The 26,288-nt window shown below is 38.3% G+C and carries 23 protein-coding genes and 2 pseudogenes; all 25 read right to left on the bottom strand.

The genetic code is table 11. From position 1 onward, the window contains the following. Positions 1-216 precede the first annotated feature (216 nt). On the bottom strand, positions 217-930 hold the full coding sequence (locus BLR06_RS02360; RefSeq protein ID WP_092067903.1) for a class I SAM-dependent methyltransferase: 714 nt from the start codon (positions 928-930) through the stop codon (positions 217-219). A gap of 80 nt (positions 931-1,010) precedes the next feature. Further along, complete coding sequence (locus BLR06_RS02365) at positions 1,011-2,483, bottom strand: sensor domain-containing diguanylate cyclase (protein WP_092067905.1); 1,473 nt, start codon at positions 2,481-2,483, stop codon at positions 1,011-1,013. 357 nt (positions 2,484-2,840) lie between these two features. Further along, entirely contained in the window at positions 2,841-3,437 is a 597-nt protein-coding gene (locus BLR06_RS19730; RefSeq protein WP_217636819.1) for a hypothetical protein, read from the bottom strand. Continuing rightward, complete coding sequence (locus tag BLR06_RS19735) at positions 3,412-4,632, bottom strand: recombinase family protein (protein WP_340148015.1); 1,221 nt, start codon at positions 4,630-4,632, stop codon at positions 3,412-3,414. The genes BLR06_RS19730 and BLR06_RS19735 overlap by 26 nt, the downstream gene beginning before the upstream one ends. 253 nt (positions 4,633-4,885) lie before the next feature. Then, positions 4,886-5,437 carry an ATP-binding protein gene (locus tag BLR06_RS02375; protein ID WP_245697991.1) on the bottom strand — a complete coding sequence of 184 codons (552 nt, stop codon included), beginning with the start codon at positions 5,435-5,437 and terminating at the stop codon, positions 4,886-4,888. A gap of 6 nt (positions 5,438-5,443) precedes the next feature. Next, a complete protein-coding gene (gene istA / locus BLR06_RS02380; RefSeq protein WP_245697992.1) occupies positions 5,444-6,571 on the bottom strand; it encodes an IS21 family transposase in 1,128 nt (375 codons plus the stop codon). A gap of 725 nt (positions 6,572-7,296) precedes the next feature. Next, positions 7,297-12,342, bottom strand: coding sequence for a sacsin N-terminal ATP-binding-like domain-containing protein (locus BLR06_RS02385; RefSeq protein WP_092067907.1), 5,046 nt, complete (start codon positions 12,340-12,342; stop codon positions 7,297-7,299). Between the two features lie 502 nt (positions 12,343-12,844). Further along, positions 12,845-13,639, bottom strand: coding sequence for a phospholipase D-like domain-containing protein (locus BLR06_RS02395; protein ID WP_139164424.1), 795 nt, complete (start codon positions 13,637-13,639; stop codon positions 12,845-12,847). Positions 13,640-14,076: 437 nt separating this feature from the next. Beyond that, positions 14,077-15,834: a DUF3732 domain-containing protein gene (locus BLR06_RS02405; RefSeq protein WP_173812552.1), complete on the bottom strand. Its 1,758-nt coding sequence runs from the start codon at positions 15,832-15,834 to the stop codon at positions 14,077-14,079. A 227-nt stretch (positions 15,835-16,061) separates the two neighbouring features. Continuing rightward, positions 16,062-16,556: a three component ABC system middle component gene (locus BLR06_RS02410; protein WP_092067917.1), complete on the bottom strand. Its 495-nt coding sequence runs from the start codon at positions 16,554-16,556 to the stop codon at positions 16,062-16,064. A gap of 141 nt (positions 16,557-16,697) precedes the next feature. Next, positions 16,698-17,762 (bottom strand): hypothetical protein, encoded by a 1,065-nt coding sequence (locus tag BLR06_RS02415; RefSeq protein ID WP_092067919.1) that lies wholly within the window; start codon positions 17,760-17,762, stop codon positions 16,698-16,700. Between the two features lie 389 nt (positions 17,763-18,151). Then, the gene (locus BLR06_RS02420; protein WP_092067921.1) at positions 18,152-18,910 is read right to left on the bottom strand and encodes a hypothetical protein; all 759 of its coding nucleotides are present in this window, start codon (positions 18,908-18,910) and stop codon (positions 18,152-18,154) included. Next, positions 18,907-19,275 (bottom strand): annotated as a pseudogene (locus BLR06_RS02425) (hypothetical protein); the annotation flags it as partial. The pseudogene BLR06_RS02425 and the gene BLR06_RS02420, both read right to left, overlap by 4 nt. Before the next feature lie 601 nt (positions 19,276-19,876). After that, positions 19,877-20,272, bottom strand: a complete 396-nt coding sequence (locus BLR06_RS02430; RefSeq protein ID WP_092067925.1) for a DEAD/DEAH box helicase family protein — start codon at positions 20,270-20,272, stop codon at positions 19,877-19,879. A 437-nt stretch (positions 20,273-20,709) separates the two neighbouring features. Continuing rightward, on the bottom strand, positions 20,710-21,069 hold the full coding sequence (locus BLR06_RS02435; RefSeq protein ID WP_092067927.1) for a hypothetical protein: 360 nt from the start codon (positions 21,067-21,069) through the stop codon (positions 20,710-20,712). Positions 21,070-21,240: 171 nt separating this feature from the next. Continuing rightward, on the bottom strand, positions 21,241-21,768 hold the full coding sequence (locus tag BLR06_RS02440) for a hypothetical protein (RefSeq protein WP_139164427.1): 528 nt from the start codon (positions 21,766-21,768) through the stop codon (positions 21,241-21,243). Further along, the gene (locus BLR06_RS02445; protein ID WP_092067931.1) at positions 21,735-22,220 is read right to left on the bottom strand and encodes a hypothetical protein; all 486 of its coding nucleotides are present in this window, start codon (positions 22,218-22,220) and stop codon (positions 21,735-21,737) included. Before BLR06_RS02445 ends, BLR06_RS02440 begins: the two co-directional genes overlap by 34 nt. 239 nt (positions 22,221-22,459) lie before the next feature. Continuing rightward, positions 22,460-22,681, bottom strand: coding sequence for a hypothetical protein (locus tag BLR06_RS02450; RefSeq protein ID WP_092067933.1), 222 nt, complete (start codon positions 22,679-22,681; stop codon positions 22,460-22,462). 255 nt (positions 22,682-22,936) lie between these two features. Then, positions 22,937-23,608, bottom strand: coding sequence for a hypothetical protein (locus BLR06_RS02455; protein WP_092067935.1), 672 nt, complete (start codon positions 23,606-23,608; stop codon positions 22,937-22,939). A gap of 73 nt (positions 23,609-23,681) precedes the next feature. Next, positions 23,682-24,047, bottom strand: coding sequence for a hypothetical protein (locus BLR06_RS02460; RefSeq protein WP_092067937.1), 366 nt, complete (start codon positions 24,045-24,047; stop codon positions 23,682-23,684). A 104-nt stretch (positions 24,048-24,151) separates the two neighbouring features. Continuing rightward, a complete protein-coding gene (locus tag BLR06_RS02465; RefSeq protein ID WP_092067939.1) occupies positions 24,152-24,415 on the bottom strand; it encodes a hypothetical protein in 264 nt (87 codons plus the stop codon). Next, on the bottom strand, positions 24,382-25,071 hold the full coding sequence (locus BLR06_RS02470; RefSeq protein ID WP_092067941.1) for a hypothetical protein: 690 nt from the start codon (positions 25,069-25,071) through the stop codon (positions 24,382-24,384). The genes BLR06_RS02465 and BLR06_RS02470 overlap by 34 nt, the downstream gene beginning before the upstream one ends. A 363-nt stretch (positions 25,072-25,434) precedes the next feature. Further along, a pseudogene (gene radC, locus BLR06_RS19895) lies at positions 25,435-25,874 on the bottom strand (RadC family protein). Further along, positions 25,844-26,032, bottom strand: coding sequence for a hypothetical protein (locus BLR06_RS19900; RefSeq protein WP_245697993.1), 189 nt, complete (start codon positions 26,030-26,032; stop codon positions 25,844-25,846). Before BLR06_RS19900 ends, radC begins: the two are co-directional and overlap by 31 nt. Further along, the gene (locus BLR06_RS02480; protein ID WP_092067943.1) at positions 26,032-26,238 is read right to left on the bottom strand and encodes a hypothetical protein; all 207 of its coding nucleotides are present in this window, start codon (positions 26,236-26,238) and stop codon (positions 26,032-26,034) included. Before BLR06_RS02480 ends, BLR06_RS19900 begins: the two co-directional genes overlap by 1 nt. Positions 26,239-26,288: the final 50 nt, after the last annotated feature.

The following is a 26,288-nucleotide window of genomic DNA, read 5'->3' on the forward strand; positions in this document are numbered from 1 at the left end:
CCACAATGCCTCTATCATAGATTATGAGCTGACAAACCTGCGGTGTGCATAAAGCCGCTTGCTAATTTGCATTAAATTGTCGCCGGACATAAAAAACCGGCTTAAGCTTATGAAAAACTTGAGCCGGAAGACGACTGGCAGAAAATTTGATTTTATATATATTTACATAAAAAAATAGCTGCCGAAACAACCTTGCGGTTGTTCCAACAGCCCTGTTTACTGTTTTTTTGCCAAAATAATCATGCGCGGCGTTTCCATTCCATACGGCCGTTCGTCAAATCCGCCATAGGTTTTTATCACCTTCAGCCCGCAATGCTCCAGGTTGGCAGTCATTTCGGCCAGGGAATAGGCCCGCAGGGCAAATTCATACTGCTTCTTTTCACCGGTAACCTGGTTCATCAACTGACGTTTTAAGGTTGCCAGCCCCTGCTGCAATTCCACCTTATAGGACAATACATATTCCCCGCTGGGATGACGCCAGTAGCGGTTGATATTATTATGAGCCATCCAGTCCCGGTTAAGCAAATCAATCAAAAATAATCCGCCAGGCCGCAGGGATTTGTTGATTAATTCCAATACCTGTAAGTTTTCTTCATCTGTGAAATAGCCATAAGCGGCAAACATATTAATTACCGCGTCAAATTGCTCGATATAGTCTAATTTACGCATATCACTGGACTGAAACGCTATGTTTACATTTTCTTCAGCAGCCTTTTGGCGGGCTATCTCTAAAAACGCCGGAGTAGCGTCCACCCCCACAACCTGATACCCCATTTTGGCCAATTCAATTGCATGCCGGCCATAGCCGCAGTATAAATCCATCATATCGGACGCTAACGGCAGATTGAGTACATTGGCAATAAAACGCACTTCCTGCTCCGTTCCAGCCAGGGAATAACTTTTTAAATCACCAAATAATTCCTGGGTCATTGATGACACCTCGATTGAATAACATCCATGGTTACTCGTTAAATTTTGGCACCGGGGGGTTGATTTTTTCAGTCGAAACATTATAGAGCCTTAGTCCCGGGATAAATACAGGTTGCGTTTCTGGTTTTCTTGGCCATATATAAAGCATTATCCGCGCAATCGACAAGCTCAAGATCAGCTTTTGCACTGGCAGGAAAACCGGCAATCCCAATACTTACCGTCAAAAGGCCCTGAGGCTGGCTCTGGGAATTTGGAAAGCTGGCGGCATAAATATTTTCACGTACCCGCTCAGCAATGGCATGCGCCTCATTTACTGTAGTTTCAGGCAGCAGCACAACAAATTCCTCGCCGCCATAACGAAATACATGATCAGTATCACGGCAAACGCGTTTGATAAGAGCGGCCACCATCGACAAGACCTTATCCCCCATGACATGGCCGTTATGATCATTATAATGCTTAAAAAAATCAATATCAATCATAAACAGGGCCAGCGGACGGATATACCTGGCCGCCCTTTTCATTTCCTGCCGTAATAGTGTACGAAAATAACGGTAATTATATAAGCCGGTCATCGCATCTGTAATTGCCTGCTGTTCTACATTGGCAACATGTTTGGCATGAGCTATTGTTATGGCAATTTGACTGGAAATTGACCGCAGCAGATCCAGATCATAAGGTTGGATCATCCGTTCCCTGCTGACTTCGATATTCAATACTCCCAGCACCTGCTCATTCACAATTAACGGCACAGCCACTTCCTGCGAGGCATTGCTGTTGACGCCAATATATCTGGAGTCCACACCCACATCATCAACATGCACCAATTCGCGATGCAGCGCCGCATAGCCGGTAATCCCCTGCCCCATCGGAATACGCAGCGTACTGTTGGCATTGCCGCGAGACGCTCTGAGCTTAAGCTCGTTGGTCGAGCCGTCCAGCAATAAGATAGCCACGTCATGATACCCGAATTCACGGGTAATCCCATCCAATACTTCTTCTAATACTTCCTGTTCATTTACCGTTTTCTGGACAATTGAAGTTATTCTGAATAATGCGGCAATCTTTTTATGCGCCTGATCGATATCCATGAGGTGAAAATCCAACTTCGACATTGATACACAGAGTTCCCGGTTAACGGTCTCGTATTGTTCGGCCATGCAGGTAAACTCTTCTTCGATGAGTGCCGTTTCCGTCACATTATGGATAAGAACAATAATGCAATTTGAGCTGTGATCATAAGAAAAATGAATGTTAAAATACTCGCACAGACCTCTGATATTGGTATGTTTTAGTTTAAGCAGCTCTGCCGGTTTACCGGTATTAAGCGTTTGTAAGTAAGCTGCAAGCATCGTATTGGCAATAGCTTCGCCTAATACGATGCTTAATATTTTGAAAAAGTTCTTGCCAAGCAGATACCGGAGTTTTTGCGGGGAGTGTCTGGACATATGGGCCTGTAGGACAATGCCTGAAGTATCTATTGCCAGAACTGCGGACGGAATTGCCGCTGTTACTAAGTTTAACATGGACTTATAAATCAAATTATCGGTCACTTGAAATCAACCACCTCAAGTTGCAATACCTTGTATTATTCGCTATTATCCAAAATAATCCTGCAACCTGCCTAAATATGTCTGATTATGCGCCTTCGGGCTGTTTAAATTGCCTGTTTACGCCCACTTTCAATGAAACAAAAATCGCCGCCTGAAATGTCTGCCCCCAATAATCATTTTTCGCAAAATAGAACGATCCCATAAACGGAAAATTATGAGATCGCCAGGTTAAAACTTTTTTTTGATTAATTCGATGGCTTCACCGGTTCTACACTGCGCAGCAGTGGCTTCCTCAAAATAGAATGATTTACCCTGGCGTATTGACCGGGTAATATATATAGCATTTGCTATTCTCACCTAACGGCTCAACAGTATCCTCCTCATTTTTAGCAAGTCCACCGCTGCTCTCCGAAAGGAAATCATCCGGAGGCAATTCAATACCGCCGCTGTCATCAGAGCCAAATAGATACACATGAACATTCTCGCCGTCCCAAACGACCTTTTTAACAAAGGTGCGTAAGGCGGCGCGCTTTTAACGCGCATATCGTCTATCGTATCCCTAAAGGTTGTGAGCATCTGACGGATAATATCAAACTCAATATTAGAAAGAACATGACTGGTGGTAAGACTCTCTATTTCAGCAATATGATTTTTGATTTTTTCACCCTCGCCGTGCAGCTCTTCAATTTTTTCAATGACATAGCCCTTTGCTACTGTACCCTCCGATAGAGATAGTGACGCTACCTGCTCGGCAATCTCTTTTTCATTCTTTTTAAACGCACCTCTGAGCTGATCTAATTTATCGTCATATTCTTCACTATTGCCTTCCAGTTGTTTTTTTCCAAACTCAAGCTGGCGTATAAATTCTGAACTGTCTGCGCCAAGTCTTTTTATTTCTTCACACACAACTCGATCAAGCATATTTCCGTTAGCGTTCTTCCATCTTGCAGACATGAGAGCGGCTCTTTTCTTTCATAGCACAAAGATAAGAATAAATAAACTCTCCTTGTGCATCTAGGCGTTTACTTAGTTTAGGACGCATATAGTCACCACAGGTGCAAAATAAAAGACCGGAAAGCAGCGCGACATTGCTTCTGGGTTTACGGAAGGACTTAGACCGATTCTGTTCTAAATATTCCTGTACCTGTATCCATTCCGAGCCTTTAATCAGACCGATGTGCTTCCCCACAGCCACAATCCATTCCTCCATTGGGCGTATTTGGTTCGCCTTACCGGATTTTTGAATGGTACGGTTATAGGTCATAATGCCATGCTTGCCGTCAAAATCTTTTTTCTCGGCAAACAAATCTACTTCGTTTTCGATCAAGTAACGATAGGCGTCCTCGTCAGCAATCATATATACAGGATTGGTAAGAATATTACGGAGAGCAAAGCGGGTAAACAATTTCTTGTTTTTTGTTTTGTAACCATTTTGAATAAAATAAGTCTCTGTTTTGGTCAATGAATTTGTTTCCAAAAACACTTTATAAATCTGTTTAATGATTTCTGCTTCTTCAGGAATGATTTTTAACTTGCAAGCTTTTTTCGTTTTTCCGTCTATTGTAACATTTTCCACCTGTTCAGAAACATACCCTGGGGGCGATGTACCGCCAAGACAACGACCGGTTTTGGATAACTCATGCATATTATCACGTATACGCTCGGCTATCGTTTCACGTTCCAGTTGGGAAAATACAGATGAAATATAAATCATAGCTCTACCCATAGGAGAGGAAGTATCAAATTGTTCCTTAATAGAAATAAAGGAAACTTTCAAGCCGTCTAATTCCTCAATCAGCTTGGCAAAGTCACCTATGTTACGGCTTATGCGGTCAAGGCGATAGCAGACAATCGCTGAAAACTTCTTTGCCCGTGCCTCAGCCATCATCCTCTTAAATTCAGGACGCTCTGTATTGCCTCCCGAAAAACCTTCATCTTCATATATAAAGATACCATCGTCTTTGCAGTTGGGATAATGGGCACGGATATACTGTTTGCAAAGCTCGATTTGATTTTCTATACTCTCACCCTTACCCGTAAATTTAGATTTACGGGAATAAACGGCAATCTGTTCCCCTGCATTTTCTTTCGTCTGCTGAATATTCCGGTGCGGCGGAGCCGCAGTTCCGGAGAATTGGAAACCGCCTATCCGGAACTAGAAACCGCCCTTGAATAATCTTACTCACTGAGACTTTTATCTAACCCATATACTTCACGCATTGAAATATCTTTCGATGGATCAATGCTTTCAATATGATCTTGTACGCATCATGGACGATGCGGTCAAGAATGGCATCGGCGATTGTGCTGTTATCGCCGCCCAGTTGCTCATACCAGCCTTCCCCTGGCGGAACTGAGAGCAAAAGACCGTAGAGGATTTTTTACGGCGTTTGTGAAGGAGTTCAAATATCCTTGCTTTCAGCTTCTGGGAGTTTTAGGAGCAGCCATTCATCCAGGATGAGCAACATTGGCTTAGTATACTTTTCCATCGTTTTTTTGTAGCATCCTTCTGATCTTGCAATTTCAAGATCAAGAAGCAGATCCGGAAGCCTGACATACTTGACGGAATAATACTGCTTGCAAGCCTCCATCCCAAAAGCGCAGGCCAAGTAGCTCTTTCCACCGCCAGTTGCACCAGTGATAAAAATGTTCCGGTGCTCTGTAATGTATTCGCAGGTTGCAAGCTGTTGTATCAACGACTTGTTCAGTTTCCTGCCCGAGCAGTAGTTGATGTCCATGATACTAGCGTCAGGCTGTTCAAATTCAGCCTTTCGGATCAGCCTTCGAAGGCGGTTGTTCTTACGACTGGTGTACTCGATATCCACCAGCATTCCGAGACGGTCATCAAAGGGCATGTCCTTCATCTTGGGATCATTCATTTGGTTGCGGAAGGCGTCCGCAAGAGCTGTCAGGCGCATTTCAATCAGTTTATTGAGTGTACTTTGATTCATCATGCCAGATTACCTCCTGTAGTAACTGGCACCTCTGGTGATGCCGTATTTCTTAGCGGTGGATGCATCTGCTGTACAATGATCCATAGAGGGATCCGCCTTCCCCGCGGTAAGAATATTTTTGATACTCTTGTAGCTGGGGAATGCTGTATAGATGAGTGCCTTTTCACAGGCTGACTCCAGACGCTGTGCAGAATATTTTTCGGCCAGCTTCACAAGTCCCATACAACTGCTGTACGTTTGCTGTTCCACTCGCTTGGAGGTAAGGATTGCATTGACTGCCTGATAGGTATTGACTCCGATACGCTCAGCCCACTTTCGGAACCGATCGCCGTTCCATTCTAGGTACTGCTGGTGATTTTCCGGCATGTGCTCTATGATGGTACTGTACTGCCCAGGTCTTCCGTAAAGTCGGACATGAGAGCATATGCGGTTGTGATTAAAGAATACCTCAATGGTTTTTTCGGTGGCCTTTACGTCTACTTTGCGTTTGATGTATTCATTTGGCACGGAATATAGCATCCTGTCAACCGAGATGTGATAATTGAACTGAACGGTGGCTTGTTTCCAATCCGCCAGTTCAAAAGGGGCAGCAGGTAAAGGCGCCAGTAGTGGCTTTTCTTCCTCAAGAAACAAACTTATCCGGCTGCCCTCTTTCTTTTGAAACAGTTTGGCATTGAATTCCGTAAGCTTTTTTCTGATTGCCTTGTTTAATTCATACAGGGAAAAGAATTGCTCGTTTCGGAGCGCTGCCGTAATCCAAGTAGAGATGTTACCAACAGATCCCTCTACAGTAGGTTTGTCCTTGGGTTTCCTGACTCTGGCCGGAATGATGGCTGTCCCGTAATGCTCAGCCATTTCGTAGTAGGTGGTGTTGACCTGCTGGTTATACCAGCCGCCGTTGTGGAGTACAGCTGTTTTGCAGTTATCTGAAACCAGGATCCTGGCTACCCCGCCGAAGTATTCATACATGTGGACATGAGCTGTTATCCATGCCTGCTGTTTCTCGTTAATGAATGCTTCAACGTAAGCATACTGGCTATAGGTCATGACGCCGACAAAGAGGCTTGCGTCGATGATTTCGCCGGTATCCGGATCAACGATTTGAGCAGGATCTCCTGCCCAATCGACTTCCACCTGCTCGCCGGTTTGCGGGATATGTGCATGGTGGCACGGCGCTTCTGCTCATCGAGCTGAATGTAATGGCAGAATTGGGAATACATAAGCGGCTGCTCGCCGTTAAGACGGCATTCCTCCATGTATTCGGTCCAAAGGAGCTTCTTGCTGACGCCGTTTTTCAGCAATTCCTTGCGGATGTAGGCAAAGTCTGGCATTCTCTTGACTTTACTCGACGGATGGTTGGGGAACAGTATTTGCTCCAGTACAGCGTCAGTCTGTCAGCCAACGGCCATGAGATGTTTAGCTCCCTGGCTCTGTTGATGACTCGGTTGACTGTCTTCTTAGAGACATTGCTGCTGTAGGCAATGTTCTGCTGGCTAAATCCCAGACTTTGTAGTCTAAGGATTTCGCGGTACTTGGTCATTTGCTGACCTCCTTCAATGTATTTACACCAGTAGGTGTATGGATACATTATATAGGAGGACCTGCCAGGCGGTTTCCGCCTCCGGTATCACGGTTTCCATTTAGCCGGAATCGCGGTTTCCTACGACCGGACTGACGGTGTATTTTGATCCGGAATACTCATCTGCTTCACCTTATCGCACCAGCCCTCATGTTCTATATTGTCATTTATTATAACACAGCGTCTACATTATAAACAGAAAAAGACAATTCGCCAATCCTAAATCTAGGCTTGGCGGCTTATCTTTACCAGCTATTCAAGAAGTATTTTAAAACTATAATTACTGACCATTTTCTTTTTTAATTTCTGCAATAACATTTTCATGACTTGAATCTAAAATCGCTTTGGGATTTTGATCATATCCAAGTTCTTTTTTAGTATATTTATATACCCTATTAGAAAGATAATCCTGCAATAATCTGTCTGTAATATATTTATTACCTTGAATGACCTCTGATACATTACCACTTATTGCGTTTACTAAATGATGAGTCCATATTCCATTTTTCAAGATATCACTTGAATAAGAACTTTGTCCTGGCTGACAGGATAGAAATGTTGCATAGTATGGAAACTCACTAGTAAGCATTGCTATTTCCTCATCACTAATATCCGTAATATTACTTCGCTCATTTTCATCCTGGAAACTTTGGGCACAAGCATCAATAAAAATAAGTGCATTCTTACATTTAGATTTTAGCAAAGGATCAAGTAAAATTTTGCGTAATGAAACCGCAGTTTCAGTTATATGGTATCGATGCATATCGTAAGTTGATAAATAATTCGTGATACCATTATGGAACCCATGACCAACATAATAAAAAACCAGGCGATCTTCTTCAGCTAAAGAATAAAATAAACTTTTAAAATCATACTCCAAACTACTTTTCAATGCTTTTTCATCTATAAACAGGTATATATCATTTTCATCTACACCCATTGATTTTATCAACACTTCTTTGAATTTAAGTGCATCATTAGTAGCATATTTTACTTTTGGCACTTGATTCTCTTCTCTTGGAGCATAGTTTTCTATTGCAATTATAATAGCTATAGTTTTTTTATAGCTAGAAACACTTAATACAGTTTTATCCTCTAATGGCTTAACGTCTAAGACACTATTAGATCCTTCTCTTATATACTTTTGATTCTCTAACAATATATCATTGACAGCTTTTTCTGTTTTGATTACAAAAACGGTTTTTCCCCCACTTTTTATCCAGTCATAAGTTACTGTTGGTATTGGTGACAGTAGGGAAATTGCTTTTTTTGTCATTTCAACAACCGGGAAATCAGTACTCAGTCCAACAGTTTCGTTTGAAGTTAGTGAAATTTCTTTAAGTCCAAAAATCAATGTTCCTCCATTCGTATTTGCATAGGACGATATAATTTTTGCTATTTTTTGTGGGATAAATGGTACAGCATTAAAATCTAGCATATTAGATTTAGGATCATTTAGTAATGTTTCAAGTTCAGAGTCTGTAAAATCTATATTTTTTATAGGAATTCTATTTATGCCTGTTTTTTTCAGAAGTTGCCCCATTGTTATTTGTTTAGGCATATTGACGCCGTCTTCACACCATAATTCAGCGTCTACATATTCAAGAACATCAAATTCAGAGGTGTAATAGATTAGTATTTGATCATTATCTGATGGTCTGGCTACAACAGTTATTTCATTCCCGTTTTTTGTAATACCACCAATAATACTATCCGTAATCTTATAACAATGAGAACAATCGTACTCTGGGAGTGTCATGAGATGCTCCATTACATTTGTTACTGCTCTTGTTATAAGTTGCTCTATATATTTCAATCGACTATAATCATGCTGTGATAAATGAAAAAACTCTGGAGAGATATGTTTTTCATTTATCGCTGTCTCAATATCTGCAAAAGAAACAATTTTTTTGTTTCCTACTTCAGCCTCAAAATTACGTTTTATTTCAAGAACTTCTTCTGGTATTTCAAGTTCTTCTTGAATAAAGTACTGCTGAATCTCATCATCAGTAGATCTTAGTAAAAAATCTAATTTTTTATCGTGTCCGACTAAATGAAAATAACGGCATAAAATATCAGATAATTTTAATAATACACTATTTGCATTCCAAGGATTCGTTACATAAAGACTGGTTTCATTAAAATGAATATTCACGTTCTTAGTAAAATTAATTTCTTTATATGTAATTATAAGCTCTTCAGTCTGAAAAATTTCTAAAGCTGCAATTTTATCTTCTAAGCTTTCTAAAAAGTTTCTTGTATTAGCATCACTATCTTCATTTTCAATCCACATTTTAAGATATGGAATAATACGCTTCAATTGATTTTTCAGACTCAAACATACTTCTTCTTGAGTGTGAATTAGCTCAAATTCACTTTGTCTCAAAAACTTTACTTTAAAGTGCATTAAGAATTTTTCAAGATTTGGATTTTTTCTATTTTCAGCACTAAGCAGTATAAAGCTGTACTGTTCTTGAAAAATAGCCTCGTTACCATCTAAGAAAAATTTGAGAGTACTGCATTCTTTGAATTGATTTTTTGTATTTAGCAAAAATCCTGTAGTAGCCCATGCTTCAATTTTTTCAATATCGTCAGTACTCCAATTAACACATTGAGATAATAATGCGGAGTAAACAGATTGAATTTTTTTATAGTTATCATTCTTTATACTTCCCGTATCATCTATATCTAACGAAATTTTACTAAGCAATTCTAAGTAATCCGACAATTCGAAGCTTGTTCTAAAATTAAAGAAGGCTTTCCAATCTGGCGATAATTCGGGTCCATCGAATACAGGCAAATATTTTCCGGCAATAGCTTTTATCTCTCCTGAATTAAGAAGTACAGAAGAAGCAATTTCGCATTTTTCTGATGCAGTAGGAATACATTGTATATTCTTGATAAACCATGGAACAAAGTTTTCTACTTGATCACCACTTATCCGTCCAGGCCTGCCCTCATACCCCCAATATGCGATTGCTGGAGACTTGATAATGCTTGGTGGATAATTTTCAATATAATCAGACCAGAATCTGAAAGCAAACTTAGGGTTATTTTCTGTAAGTTGAATATAGTTCATAGTTGCTAAATCGCTGAAACAATTCGCTATAAAAGTAGATTGAAAAGGGGTAAATCTTTTATCCTTAGTTTCGAAATACTCAGCATTAAAATCAGCATTACTTAATGCAGAACGATAAAGTCTATTTGTGAATTGCAATGTTGTAATTCCTTCTTGAACACCAAGAAGCTTAAAAAAGCGTTTCCATTCATCCTTTTCAAGAACATTTTCACAGTAAGATTCACAGACAAAAATATCTTTTTCAGTTATTTTTTCAATTTCAAGCCTAGGTTTATAATAATCCGAAAGAAAACAATCTTTGGCTGGACACAAAGAACCTATTTGGGTAAGAAGTTTTATTCCCGATAATTGTCTTATCAAATCTTCCTTAAGATTTCCTTTTTTGTATAAATTAAATAAGTCCCTAATTGTTTTTAAGGCATTCTGGGGTGTTACGTAACTATCGATTTTTGGTATTATAGTTTGAGTAATGTAGGTGATATCTGTCTTTTCTATTACTCCCAAACTCTCTAACCAATATCTACTTTCTGAATCTTTTAGCAGCCAAGTCTGCAGTTCTCGATGCAGAAAAGATAATTCACTATTAGGATTATCCCAGTTCTGATCGTCTGCTGTAGGAAAGCATACTTGATATGGGTAATTAATACGATTCTTATGATCCCAAATAAACGGAAGTCTCATGAGTACTTCTTTTGAAATATCTTTAACCTTATCTGATTCACACAATTTTTTAAAGTGTTTTATAAGTTCAATATTATAAGCTATTGTATGTGCATTAGTAAAATATATTGAAGAAAGGAAAGATTGAAGGTGGTTCCACTCAAAGCATGAAGCACCTAACTTCTTAAATTCATAGAAAAAATTAGAACTTTGGGCAAAGTGTTTAGAGCAACCGGTCTCTTTTTCATTATCCTTATCAATATATTTCTTAATAGGCTCTTCACCTATAAAATTTTTCTCAGATAAATATGTAAAATCAACTATGATATCTTCAATTTTAATTAACTGCCCTTCTCTAGAAATAACAAACGGAATATTTTTAAGAGCATCCTTAATTCCTTCATTAAATTTTTTTCCCAACTCGTCAGTGATGGTTTCCTTAGGTATTAATTGGTATGCTTGAAAATGAAATTCAGTATTCACTAATTTTGATATCCATTTAAATATTTCAATGGCAATCGTTTTAAAAATCCATTGATTCCATTTTGAATCAGCATGAAGTGATTCACGATTAGCAGCGGTTAGAAAACTAGTATTAACAAGTACTGGCAAAGAATACTTTATTTCATCGGTTGGTAAATATGAATATAGAAGTTTTTCATGATTAGAAAGCTTAGTAATACCATCGCTCTCAACTTTTGCAGCTAAAGACAACTCAATAGAATCAGTATTGAGTAATTTCTCAGGAATATTTCGTTCATCTTGTAGGACAGCTTTTATGTCCTTAGGGACTATGAGATTAATGGTATTTATTAACCAGTCTACTTTTGGATTGCTACCTTTCTGTAAAGTAATTCTATCCTTGCGGCTTGTTCGATCAATTTTAACAGTGACTGACTCTGTTATATCAAAATTGATCTCACATATATTTTTAAGAAATAAAAACATATTTAAGTTCTGCGATAGATTTTGAACAGCCTGACTCGTCTCATTCACATTCTTCATTCGAATTATTGTCGCAACATTTGCATTATTTTCTCTAAGAAACTGATTAATTGGGTCTAAAACTTCTTTTGTATATATATATATGGGGATTATCTGCCAAGGAAATTGGAATTTTCGGTCGTTATTAGTTTCCCATGCTGTCTTTGATTCTTCCCATTTCCATTCAAATGAATATGAAGCATCAAATCTAAAATATTCATCTTTTGTATATATCGTTACTTTATCAGATTGTCCAAAAACAGATTTAAAGCCAATGCCTTTATAACCTGTTTTTGTCAAATCTGACTTTTTGGTGCCATTATTTACATTACAAATTCCTTGAAGATCACGAGCGGTGAACGGGCTCCCTGAATGAGCAATGACTAGGTTATCATCAAAAATTTTTATCCATACTTTCACAGTATCATTATTTTGAGAAGAATCATCTGCATTTTGTAGAAGTTCATAAATAAATCGCTTTGAATCTGTATATAAATCAGCTGATAATGCGTTAAGTGAACTTGCTTGATTTACTGCTTGACTAGGATTTGCATAGTTGGTGTTATCCATAAAAATTTTTTCAATATCTGCTTTTAAACTCATTTCGATCTCCCGTCCGCCTCTTTGCTCGCCATCTGGTGAGTTCTGCTCACGTGTTGAATTAAATCTATATCTGCCTCTGCTATCATAAAGAAAAGTGTCATTAAGGACCCAATTCACAAAATCGCTATTATTGATTACACATGTACTTTCATCAGGTTTTTTCTTGATAACGATGTCTTATATTTAGGTGGCTAACGTTAAATGGGCGGTCTCCACACCATTGTGTTATATAAGGGCAGAAGGGTTTTCATTACCCTCAGTATCTCCGCGCAGATAGTATCCTTCTTCTTAAGGATTTCGTCATCAGGCTCATAAAATTTCCTTAAAAACGATTCCCGGCCATCCTGGTCATTTTCTTTAAAATAATCACAGAATATCTTAGGATCTTCGTTATCTATATCAAAAGTGAACCAGCCGTCCTGTGCGCTGTCCCAGATAACCCATTCCATTCCCTGACCTTGAAGCTTCCGCAGCCTAGACTCTATTTTGGGTTTTAGTTCTGTCAAATGCTGATGAAGATAGCCCGGTCGATGGCATCATGTCTTACCGCTAAAAAGAGGTTAATATCGAAGCCGTCGGACCCGATGCTATACTGCAAACATCCGTGCTTTTGAAATCCGTAAATGTCGTCGTCTTTTTTTTCCATATTTAGGATATCTACTTTGGGCGGCGTCTTACCATAGCGTACACCAAGCCAGCCGACAGAGTACTGGTTTATCGGGTGTGGCACTATCAGAGAGGTTATGTTCTCTTTTCTTTTGTGATGAGCGATTCCTAATTGCTTAATGCTCGGATATATCTGCTGATGTATACTGAGCATTTTTGTTTTTACTCTTTTACGTTTATCTGCAATAGCAGCACCTCCTTCTTTTTGGTTTCTCGGAAAAAACGTTTCATAATCCTCGTAATTAAAATAGTAATTACCAATATCATAATCATCCGGCGAAAATGAATCATCCTTATGAGTAAAACCCGTCAGCTTTGCCGACAGCTTGCGCTGGATCTTATGAAGATCCTCGATGTCGCTTTGAATGTCTTTATAATACTGAATAATTTCAGCATTCACTCCTTGGGCAATACGCTCGCAAGCACCGAAAAAGGAAGTGATTGATTTAAAATCATCGGACGACGGAGTGCCGATAAAATCAAACTCTATGTTACCGGCTATTCCTCCCTCTGTAAAATTAGATGAGCCATATATCAATTTGTCGGGTTTCCCGCGAAAATGATAAACCTTGGCATGGAAGTTATGGTCAAAGATAATTTTCCGTATTGCACAGTTCAGATAATTGTTCAAGAATTTTGTGGGGCTTATCTGATGAGAACTGTGCCGAAAGATATAAGGTGATGTTTTCCTTTTTCAACGAGTATGTATCCTTGATCTGCCGGAGTATCCTGACACCGTCAGCAGATATAAATGCCGAAGCGATTATCACATTTGACACTGATTTACACGACAGCAGCTCGCTTTCCAATGTTGTTCCTGCTTCAGTTTTATGTTTCCATTAATACATTATATCACCTCACATAATTCAGCGTTTTTCGGTTATCTTCTGATATATAAGCTCAATCGCTCACCTTGCACATCTTTTTTTAAAATTCGCATTCTCATACAACAATTACATTCCATTCTTTCGTCAGTTGCAATATTTTCTTCATCTCGCCGCTTATTTCTCTGCAATTGAGAAACGTATTCTCCATTGCTCTGTATATATATAATTCATGAAATCAGTGTCAGTCTATTTTGGATATCCACTCAACAGGAATTAACTTATTACTACCTCTCCATCTCTCAACGAGCGTAATGTTATCAAACTCTCCCCAAATATCTTCATCAGCATGCTCCATTACAATAATTTGAAGTTCAGATTTTGCTTTCTCTATATACGTAGATAAAGTTGCAAATATTTTCTTAACTGCAGCTTTATCTTCATCCTGTATCAATCCAGAATCTTCTTCCGCTGTGCTACCCTCTTGAATGCCCTTTTGTGGGAAGTACACTTGACTGGGTTGGTCGAACACAAGAATGTTAGGAACCGAAACCCCTTTTCTTTCTTGAAAAAACTTTTGGAACGCTAAACTAATTGAAATATGATAAGACAGCCAGTTAGAAGCACTGCCTATTTCCCAAAGATAGTTATCACGACCATCTGCGGTTCTAACTTTAATAGTTAAATTGGTTTTATCAAATTCAATCGGGTCATCAGGGTTCTCAACGTCCAGTTGTTTGATTATCGTACTTGCTTCTTGTTGAATGAACGATAAGGCAGCTTTTTCTTTTGCGACACGCACATTATCACTCATTGACTTGTTCAACTCACTAATCCTATCATTCAGTTTAGATAGCCTCTCTTCCAAGTCGCCATCTGTTCCGATGCGCTCATACGTCTGAATAGCAAACTCCATTCTTCCAAGAAAACGCGAAACACTTGCTAATGTGTACTTTGTATTTGCGTTCTGCTGAGATTTAGCACTTTCTTCATTTATGCGCCTACGAACACCCGTTAACTTTTCTGTCAGCTTATATATTTCGGCTTTAACGATATTGAATTCACGATCAAAGGAAATAGACATCCCCTGAACTATTCCGGCTTGCTTTTCAATTTCCGCTACGGCATCGCAAAGCTCGTCTAACGCTTGGTTAGGTTCATCATGGGTTTTGCCACAAATCGGGCAAATCATATCGCCTGATAACGAACGCAACCAAGACGAAATATCCAATCTGTTCCGCTGAATTTGAAGAGATTCGTCATAACGCTTTTTGGAATCATCAAGTTCTTTCATTGCCTCATGCCGCTTCCGTGCCGCAGACAATTCTATTGACAACTCCCGCTCCTCGGCTCGAAGTTTCAGAAGTTCATCGGAAGTATCTGTCACGTTGCTTGCGATAAGAGATGAATCATTTTCATTTTTACTAATTATTTTTTTTAGCTCATCAACCTGTAGTCCAAAATTGGTAGTGCTATCCGGATTAAAAGTAGTCAACCCCAATTCCCTTGAAACAGAGAGCCACGTGAGAACTTCTTGACGCCAACTTTCTGAAACGTTCTTAATATTATTTATGTCACGAGCGAGTTTATCGCGCTCCTTGGTCAATCTGTCACGCTCTTGCATAGCAGCCAATGTTTCTGCGTTGACTGCACCTAAAACGTACGGAAAGATATTAATGAGTTTACTCTTATGCTCCATTTTTTCAATGTTGTAGAACAAAACTCTATTATTTGCAATCACGTTTTGTGGCTGAAAAATAAAAGCCATCAAATCCCGGTAGGATGGCCGTGCAGAAAAGTTGTTTGACGAAGTAGGGTCTGCATCAATAAATGATAGGGAGAATAGCTCATTCAAGATATTTTTAACTTGATCCACTGTAATATTTTCTTCATCTATTTCACTTGGTATTTCTAAGAAATCACCTCTTGATAAATACATTTTTCCCGTACTTTTTTGCTGCCCCGGCTCTTTGCGACATATTAGCATTTGCTCGTCTTTCAAATCAAAGAGAACTCCGAACCACGAGCAAGTATCCCTAATTATACCAACGGGTATAGTACACTCACCTGACCCGAGACAATAATCAATGATAGGTATTATTGCTGATTTACCTGTTCGTGAAGCGCCTGTTATGATATTCACTCCATTTGAGGCAAACTTAACCTGCCTATATCTAAACTCTTTATTTCGCGGCCATAGTATTAAAGAGTTAATAGCGAACTTCATAATCAAAACCTCACTTTCAGTAATGTACTGATTTCATGCAGACTAAGAGTTGAACACCACGATCCTAACTTTTCTGCTTGTTTTAGCAAGTTTTCAGACGACTTAGGCATTTTACTTGTCTTTGCTTGAATAGGCATTACTAATGCTGTCTTGCAAGAGAGGCCGATTAGTTTTGCATCAACAGCAATATTTATAGCAGACAAGGTTATTTCTTTATACTGTTCAGCAGAATTTTGGAGACTGCAAAACAAATCTGCCTGTTTATTTGCAAAGAGTTTTTCAGACACTTTTTGCAAGCCCGATGATTTATATGTCGAGCTAATTACATCTCGCAAATCTGCTCTAAAGATGATGGGCAAAACGATAAATAACAACGGAAAGGGAACTTGTCGGCTTTCACTATCACTGTCGTAATAACCGCAAACAAAACGCCAAAGTATAGCCGCTCCAATAGCAGGGTTCTGGACAAGATATATTTCTCTGTTTAATTCATCCACTCTACACACCGCCTTTAAGAAGCTCTTTATAGCTTGGATGCCAACCTATCTTAGGCTCTTCGCATGGTTTGTTCGCCAACGTTTGCAAGGTTCCGCTCCCGAAGAAAGAAGGAAGTGTATTGTCTGAGACAGCAGAAAGAGTTACAGCTTCGCCCATCTGCGCGTAAAGTGTTTTCCTTTCATAACGTCTGAATAGAAGGGTAAAAGTAAGACTTGCTTGCGTTTGTTATTCCAAAGCCGGCATATTCTGTCGTTATAGTCCTGCTCCTGCGAACTTTGAGGAATAAATAACCCTTTTTCAGCTCTAATTGTGGTTTCTGCTTTTGTCCGCAAATAATCACTTGCGGCTGCCAACTTGTCATCGAAGTCCATTTGAATCAAATCAAGCTGCTGTATATAAACGTCCTGATTCTCGACTTCTATGCGAGCTTCATCAGAAGTGATTTCTCGCGAAAGCGCAGGAATAGAGTTCCGTTGATCATACATACGATTTTGTGCAACTAAGGCGTTACGAAAGTCCATACTTGTGATAACAGCTGGCAATCCTTGCTTACTATAGTCATTTACCTTGTTTGTTACCCAACCGAGCATATATTCAAATAAACTATCCGCAAATTCAGTTGGTATGGATTGTCTATTAAACTTTTTCATCAGCTTTTCATCATAATCATTTTCGTGGATATCAAGAATAATCTTTGAGACTATTTGAGAAACTAACTCCTCGTTGTTAGGTGAAAATAACACCTCAAGGTATTGCCCGTAAGAAGCAGGAATCGAATTCCTTAAAACATCATCTTTGCCCCATATATTTAGTCTTGCGGCACTTAATGCTTTTTGTGCTTCTTCTTTGGTCGAAGCACTATGAAATTGGCCTGCAATATCACCGACTTCAAGTTCGTGATTTGATACAACAACCATACGAAATATAGTTTTATCTAATACGAGGCTACCATTACGGACATATTCAAACCAATTATACAACGTTTTCCAGAACACAACGGAACGGTCAGTGGCTGGGTTGCCATCCGACGTTACACTTTTGAGTTGTTCCGCAATGACAGATTCATCAGGTGACTCGATGGCAACATCGTCAATTTTTTCAACACTGACAACTATATCCTCAAGGGAGATGAGCTCAAAGAGCATATGTCTTACTTGAAGCATATAACCTTGCAGTTGTCCTACAGCGTGCGTCTTGTTACTCATCGATTTTCCCCCTTAGATCAAATTCCGTATAGTTATCTACCCACTAGAGCAAATTCCCTGCAAGACCTGATGCGAACACTATTGAGAATATAGGCGTCTTCCAGTTTGAAAGGTAGTTATCGCGTATGCTTCTTCTTGCAGAAGAAACAGTGCTTATTCTATTCTCCCCAGCCAAGATGAGGAGCTAGGGTTTTCTGCCGGTAACAGTGTGGTATCTGAAGAATATGAGCTTCATATATCAAACAGGAAATACGAGTTTAGAATCATAAAGACAAGCGGTCTAATAATTAAATATCGCAAGCATGAATACAAACTTGCAGAGTTTTTTGATACATTTCCACCCCGCATTAAATTTGTTGACCAATCAATGTTAGAAGGGAATCTTCTTGTTAGGATGACTTCAATGAGCCGTGAGAAATAAAGATGCCGTTGTCATTTATTAGATCCAAGTCTATAGGCCATTCTATGCCATAAGGAACCGATAAAGGACGTTCATCAATAATCTCTGGAACCAATGCACCCTCAAATATTTGTGAGGTATTGATTTCTTCATTTTGTAGACGAGAAGCAATTTCATTACACCAATTGATCCAATAATCAATACTTTCTACCCATTTGGACCAGATGCGTCCTTTATACGAACATCCAATGCTTACTTTCCCTTCTCCACTATACCCTGCACCAAACAAGTTCGATTTGAACGATGTTTCTTTTTGCGATTCTGCAATGCCATTGCCAATATCGATACCCGCAAACATTCGAAAACGAATAGGTCCATCAATTGCAGATTTCAGGCCAATAGTCCCCAGCATCAAACGTTTAATTCCATACAGACAGCGAAATACTTTTTCACCACTTATTTTTTCAGATTGGGCAAAGAGTGCATTAGCTATCGTATCAGAAATGTTTTTATTCGTGCTATTGATAAAAAATGTTTTTATTTTAGGATTCCAATAAATCAAATGCAGATGCCAATTAGTATCATTGATCCCCTTGAAAGAAGTCCAATCAATATTGGAGTCTAATTTTTCTACGATTACAATAATACCATTATCATCATTTATGGTAAAAAAGCAGTTATCTGGATCAAAAACATTATATATCGCATCAGGATTCCATTTCTTTTCTGCAGTACTATAAGCTATCATGCTGATTTAGGTTGCAATTGCTGTATGGTCATGCCATGCAATGAGGCAGTATCAAATCCTTGGGCAAGTTCTTGGAGAGACAATTCTTTGTTAATTTCTCGATTCGCCAGCACATGAAGCAATATGTTCCAATTGGAATCTTGAGCATAAAGTTCTTGCAACGATTCATTTAACTCGTCATTAGCTATGTTGGTAATAACTGTTGCTGCACCAAGACCTTCACTTGATCTTGCAAAGCGCCCTATGAATTGTAACGTAATAGGAAGTGATTTATACTTGTCATGCACGGCAGCAATTTTGAGACTTGGAATATCAATCCCCTCTCCGAACATATCCACGCAGACAACAATTCTTGATGTTCCTTCCCGTAATGCATTAGTGCGATATTTCTATCTGCCACAGAAATATCGCTGTGTATCAATACAGGATTATATCCTACAAAGTGTGGATGGTAGATGGAGTTATACAAACGATTCGCAGAGCACTTATCTTTTGCGCGCACAAGAATAATGTGATTGTATCCGGCTTTTAAATCACTTTCTAATTGGGCAACGGCAGCTCTAGCGATGGGAATATCTCCTTTGTCTTCATCAAATTCAAAAATCGGAAGAAAATTAATTTGTTGAAAATAGCTCTTGAGCCATAGATAGAGGAAAATTATATATTATTTTTCCATCAACTTTTTTTCCATCATTTCGAAAAGGCGTTGCTGTAAATTGTAAACATCTTAGTTTTTTTAATTTGTATTTCACTGTTGCCTATGTGTTAGCAGCGATATGATGAGCTCATCCACAATTAATGTGTCGCAACTTTCGTTAATTACTGCTAAGTAATTGTTAGAAAACCCTTTGCAACAATGACATGGTTGTTACAATGACATTAGATTTAACAAGGATAGCTTCCAAATCAGAAAGTTCCTTTGGTGTTTTGAGTAGAGTGGTTACTGTTGGCTTCAGTGCACTAGGATTAATTGTACCAATATCTTGTAGGATACCAAACGTCAATACCAAACGTCAAAAACTTTTCTGCTGTTTGCTTCCTTAATAAATTGCTTGGTACAATAATTAGTGTGCGGTGTATCATTTCCGATACGACCGTAGCAATCATTGTCTCTGTTTTACCTGTTCCTGTAGGCATAACAATAGTGGCAGGTTCATTTGATACAATCCAGTGGGATTTTATTGAAAATATTGCCCCTAACTGTGCAGAACGAAGACCTGGAGAGTTATCTCCTTGAGCATTAAATGAAAATACATTTCGCCAAGAGTCAACTATTTGCTCCACTGGAAGAAGTTCTGTAGTGGCTTCAGCATGTATCTGAAAAATACGGTTATTGCCGACAGTCATCTTTACTTCTCTCATCTATGCCCCCCCTAATGTTTTCCTATATATCAATGTACTTATCTTTTTCAGCATGAATATTCAGATATATACAATTTTCTCCCATAGACTTGAATATTCCTGCAAATTTTGTATATTTTAAATCGCAGAAAACCGCACGCCGCAAAGCCAGCTCACCCGTGTTTTTTGTGTGATTGAGAAAGTTACCTTGGAGCACGGAACAGAGGCTGTGCTTTGTACGATTGATAGGCTGTCGGCGTTTGACAGCCAGAATTTAATTGTGCCTATTTGAGGGATATAAGTGTAAATGCCTTTGGCCGTTACCAGAGTAACGGCCAAGGCATTTTAGTTTGTTCTGATCGTTCACTGGCAAGTATGAACCGCACTGAAGCGGTCACCTGTTTGTGTCTATAGCTGACGATTACTGATAAATCAAGAATTTGTACTCTTGTCATTACTTATCCCAATGGCGTTAGTGATACTTGTTGATTCTCATTTTGAAGATTTTCCAAATCATCAGCTATTTTATTCAAATGCCCATCTGCGTTAATCCCTGGCAAATATCCATCAAGCATCCTGGCAAATGCACCTAATCCTGACTGAATAATCTTCGTAACCATTTGACCCTTCTCTTTTACCCTATATATGTGAGTTTTGAATTTAAATGAGATCGTTTCATTGTTTTTGTTAATTGTCAAGTAGCTATCCATTTGATTATATTGATCAGGCTTGTATTCAAAGATAAGCGTAGTATTATTATTGCACTGAAGGACCGCCAATATTTGTTGCTCAGCATATTTGCCATCTATAACTGCCATAGCTACCAGATATAAGAATGTAGCCATTTCATAATTAACTGAAGTCCTTAAATCTTTTTTAGTATCGAATGATCAAAACCCACTGAATATAAAGTTCTAATATATGTATTAACCAACTTTCCATTTTTCATTACCATTTACAACCATTCCCTTCTATATTTTTATAATTTATTACAATAAAAAGCTATATAAATTTTTTAGATATTTCGCTTCATGCCGTTTACTGATCGTCACGGGCGATACGTTAATTTTGGTAAACATTGCTATTATTTTTTCGATATTTCTGTCATTCATTTCTTTTTGGGCGAGATACAGAGATTTTTTCTTTGGTATTAGTGCCATCAGTCGTAGCATTCGCCGTCTAAGTGTCATGTCTTGTACTTCCTTTTGAATAATTTTTGTAGCCGTATCTTTTTTATAAAAATCACCAAAAGGGACTACACGCACAAAAGTAGCTAAAAATATATCTCGACTATTTTTTGCTAACACCGCTATTTGCTTGGACGTATCAGTTTTATCTGTGTATGCCCGAATTGATTTAGGTTCTGTCAACCGAACTTCAGCCCTTAAAATACCTTCGGAACTTTCCATTATAGACTTCAGTCTCTTACGATTGGCTTCAACTTCTTTAATTCGATTCGCGAGTACTTCTTTTAAATCATAAATTAGAAAATTAATGCCGTTGCTATTTCCATCCAAACAGAAGCTGGCACTTTCATTAAGGCACTCATCATTTGATGGGCGAATCCCTTTATCTTGCCGATTCTCTGCAAAACTTTTATATATGCGGACACTTTCTCCCGGTTGCCGATATTAATATCTGCCATAACAATCATTCTTTTCAAATTAAAATCGTTAAGATTGTACTTTAAACCGAAATAATCATGAACACATCGCTCCAGCTTATGGATTAACTTATCTGAATCAAGATCTCCGCCAGCTAGCATAACACTTGGGTTTATAGTAAGTTGAACTTTCTTTTTATATTGCTTGTCGTGATAAGTCACAACTATTCCCTTGGATGCCAACGTCTGGTCAACATATTTATTGTCATCCAAATATTCTGTTTGGTTATAGGATCGAGTTAATAATTTTTGGAATTTCTCATTATCCAACACCATAGAAAGCTCAAAAACGTAATTTATATACACAGTAATCCCCCCGATTGCAATTATTTTTTACACTATTGTTAGGAAGGGTTTACTTTTTAATGAAACGATCTGTGATGAAGCCATCGGCTGGCGTTTCCAGTGATTTTTAATGGTCGGTTTATTCGTGATGCTTACGTAAAAACATGATTTCAGTCCAACATCTTTTTAATTGAAGAATATAGTTAAATGAGAAAAAGCAGTGCCATTAAATGGCTGAGTCGTTAAAATAGACTTCAACTTTAATCATCATCGTAATTAAAGTTATCCATTATTTTAGCTTGTCTAAGAGGGTAATTGGAAAACAAATTAACAATGCAGTCATGCCGTAATAGACGAGATCGCCCAACAGCTTGTTCTAACTGGCTCTCAATCATCCACAATTGAAAGCTCCTCAATATTTCGTCTTTATAGGTCTTCATTTTAAACAAATAACCGTTACGGGCAACCGTTTGAATCTCCATTTTTGCATCCTGATCGAAATCAAGGCCCAGAGCATAAGGGAACAACTTGTATAGGAATTCAGCGTCATAGGGTGTAGCTACTACATTGAGGTTCTCCCCCTCATAAATATTGCTACCCTCTAAGTTACCGAAATATAACGCTCCCCTGCCATACTTCCTAAAGGTAATAAGGTTTTTGATACCAGTCTTTTTAATGATGCGATCCAGAATACCAGGTTTGCTATTGATTGAATATCTACTGAATGATTTTCCAACCTATTGATTAAGCACACCCTTGTATTTGGCCTTTCTGCATTCATAAAACTTTACCCTATCCCCAAAAACATATTGATATATCTCTTCATCAGCAGTAGCAGAAACGATAATATATTTAGTATTTTTCTTTAGTGAGACTGGGTTTATAAACGCAACCTGATCTTCTTTCAAGTTCTCTTCCTTGGATTTATCTCGGTAATAAAAATGTTCAGCCAAACAAAAAGCCGGTACGTCAACTGACATTGACGTACCGGCACCTTCTTCTTCGTCCAAATCAAAGCCATTCAGGGTAAACATTGTTTTAGATCTAGTGCGTTTCACCAATGTCTCTATTTTTTTGATAAGTGAAACATTGGTACTGACTTTCGCCAGTTTTTCAAGTTTTGATAAAGGAACGGAAATATGACTTGGGAGAAAACTCTTTAAGATAATATCTTCATCGACAAGCACAATACCAAAATTACTAAGGAATTCTTCATCAAGATATAGTAGCTTTTTATGGGTCGTTATCATATGCTTCTTTGATTCTCGGGAGATTTGCCGCTTCTCCATATACTCCTTTAGGCAAGCGATCTCGTTTTTCTCAATTACTTTCTTTATGTATGGATGCACCTTGCGGTATTGGCCTGCTTGGTATAATTTTTCTATATGATTCCAAACATCATCTGGCATTTCGTCTTTGATCTCATGCAGTGAAGGCGTTTTAATAGTATCTATTCCTTCTTTCTTTACCCTGATTGATATTTCATTTTTCAGGATATTTGTTGAGGCAGCAACTAGAAAGCGCTGCTGTGAAGTTTGTCATTTCTTTAATATAAGAATAAGTTTTACCAATTGATGTCTGCGCTTTGATAACATGGATACTAGTATCATCAGCTTCTATTGCTGTCCTCAAATACTGTCTCAAGTCTTGAACTGCTTCTTCTATAAATACGAATTCCTCACAATAGCCATCCAATTTAATATGTGACTTCGGCTTGCAGGTTACCAGCATATTTTTCCCATGACTGCATGAGCTTGCATAAGGGCAGAAAAGCTTACAACTTTTAGGTTTGTAATCAGACTTCTTGACATGAGTGATATCTTTTTCCCATTTATTATATTTCCACAATTCGTCCTCATAATAAGAATATTTTCTTATGGTCTCGTGAAATTTTTTTATACCTGTTTCAATACAAATAATATTTGTTGCAAGACCGAATAATTCCTCATGATTTAATCTTCTGCTTCCAGATTTAAATTCTCTGTAAAGTTCACAGTTTTTTCCAATGTGCTCAAATCAGACGAGCGGTACTCTTCATGATTCTTTTTGGTTTTCTTTTCGATAACGGCCGAATGCCTAGTGCCATCATCATTCAAATTAATACGATAAAATATATCTGATGAAATCTCGCCAGTAGAGTTACTTAACATAATAGCATTTGGCGAGTTTTCATCAATTGGATTTACACCAGAATCTTCGGTGTTGATTTCTTGCATAGAAATATCCAGCAGATTGTTTTATTCAAAGCAACTTTATTATCCATAGAGAACTTCTTTATTTCTCTCTTGTAGTTACCTGTATATTTATCTCTCAGGAAAACTGTCATATTTCTATTTAGAGATTCAATGTTTGCTGTAGGAATAGATTGATCAAAATAGAGTAATTGATCTCCGCCATAATACATCCTTGATATGTCGCTGTCATGCTTATCTGATTCAGAAAAAATAGTTCTCAGGAGATTTTTCGTGATTTTAGCCGCCTTGGGGTCTGAAATAGGGATATCATTAAGAAAGCAAACCCTAAACCGTTCATCTTCTTCTGTTGAAGAAAATGTCTCATAGGAGAAGAGGATCGGTATATCATAGCGTCTCGCCCTGTCAAAAACATCCTTATGGGAAATCCCTCCGTCAAAGTCAAGAACTAAGAGTTGCATCTGATCAAAGTTATCTATCTTCCTTGAACCATTTAAGAATGTTGCCGGAGAAAACGCATGTCCACGATGACCTACATCCAAAACAAATGAATAGATGCTGGCAGGGCAATTCAAAACTTCGATATTTTTCGCAATTCGATTGCTTATTTGAGCAGCTTCACTGCCTATAGGTTTTGAAGTGTAACTCTCGCTGTCTAAGCTGATTTTTATTTCATTCATGCATTTTTTTATTTTAATGTAGGAGCTAATTACGAAAAAATATTGTAAAAAATAAAGGACGGTTTTAAGTCGTCCTTCATTTTGCGCGTTTGTTTCCTGGATGATCCTATGCTTATTTGAGTAACATGTTTTCCCGCTATGCTACCACTGAGAAATTTCAAATTTTCTCTGTAAAATAAAATAATATCTAAAGTTTATTACCAATAAAATGGTGGTATAAATGGTACAGTACAAGTGGTATTGTATTGATTTTGAGTTACGAATACTCATGAAAAAAATACAGCAGCCATCATAATAAAATAGCTACTGTAATACATTGTTTTTTAATTAGGCAATCCAGTAACTTTAGAAGGTTGCTCCATATTACAACATTCCTCTTTCTTTTAAACTCTCAAATTTCCCCTTACCGATAATAATATGGTCCAAAATGTTAATATCCAGTAACTTACCTGCTTCGACTAGTTTTTTAGTAATATCAATATCTTCCTGGCTTGGCCGGGTATCACCGCTGGGATGGTTGTGAATGAGAATGATGGAAGCTGCCAATAATCGTACTGCTCTGCGAAAGAGTTCTCGACCTCCTACGATGGTAGAGTTCCTTGGGCAACTATTTCTTCAGCTATAATATCATTTTTCGTATTCAGGTAAATTACCCGAAACTGTTCGACTGCAAGAAACTGCATATCCTCCATACGCTTAAAAGCATCGCCGGGAGTCTTGATCACTGGCGGTAACTCATTATTAACCCGATAAACCCGCTTAGCTATTTCTGCTATACATTGAATTTTTCTGGCTCTAGCCATTCCAATTCCTTTGATTGTTTCCAGTTCCTGTTCTGAGGATTAGCAGTATATTCTGAACACTGCCGTATTGCGCCATCAGCTCTTGTACCACAGGCCTCCAGGATGGCAGCGAGCAGTTCTTCATCAGCCATGCCGGAAAGATTGGTTTGATTTAGCATCAGACTTCACCATCCATGCGCAAACCATAGATATCATCAACATAATACCGTCCTGTAAACGGATTAAAAATTGCCGTGCATTTTACACCATTATAATCAGCAAGATAAAGATTGTCTCCGATACGTTTGATAATAGTAGCCTCACCTAATACATGGCGGTCCTGTTCTTTATCTTTTAAACTATGTATGTATGCCATTACTCGCATAGCATGAACTCCCTTCCCTCTGATTGAATTTCACCGTTATCACCAACAGT

It is taken from the genome of Dendrosporobacter quercicolus, from assembly GCF_900104455.1.
GTDB lineage: Bacteria > Bacillota > Negativicutes > DSM-1736 > Dendrosporobacteraceae > Dendrosporobacter > Dendrosporobacter quercicolus.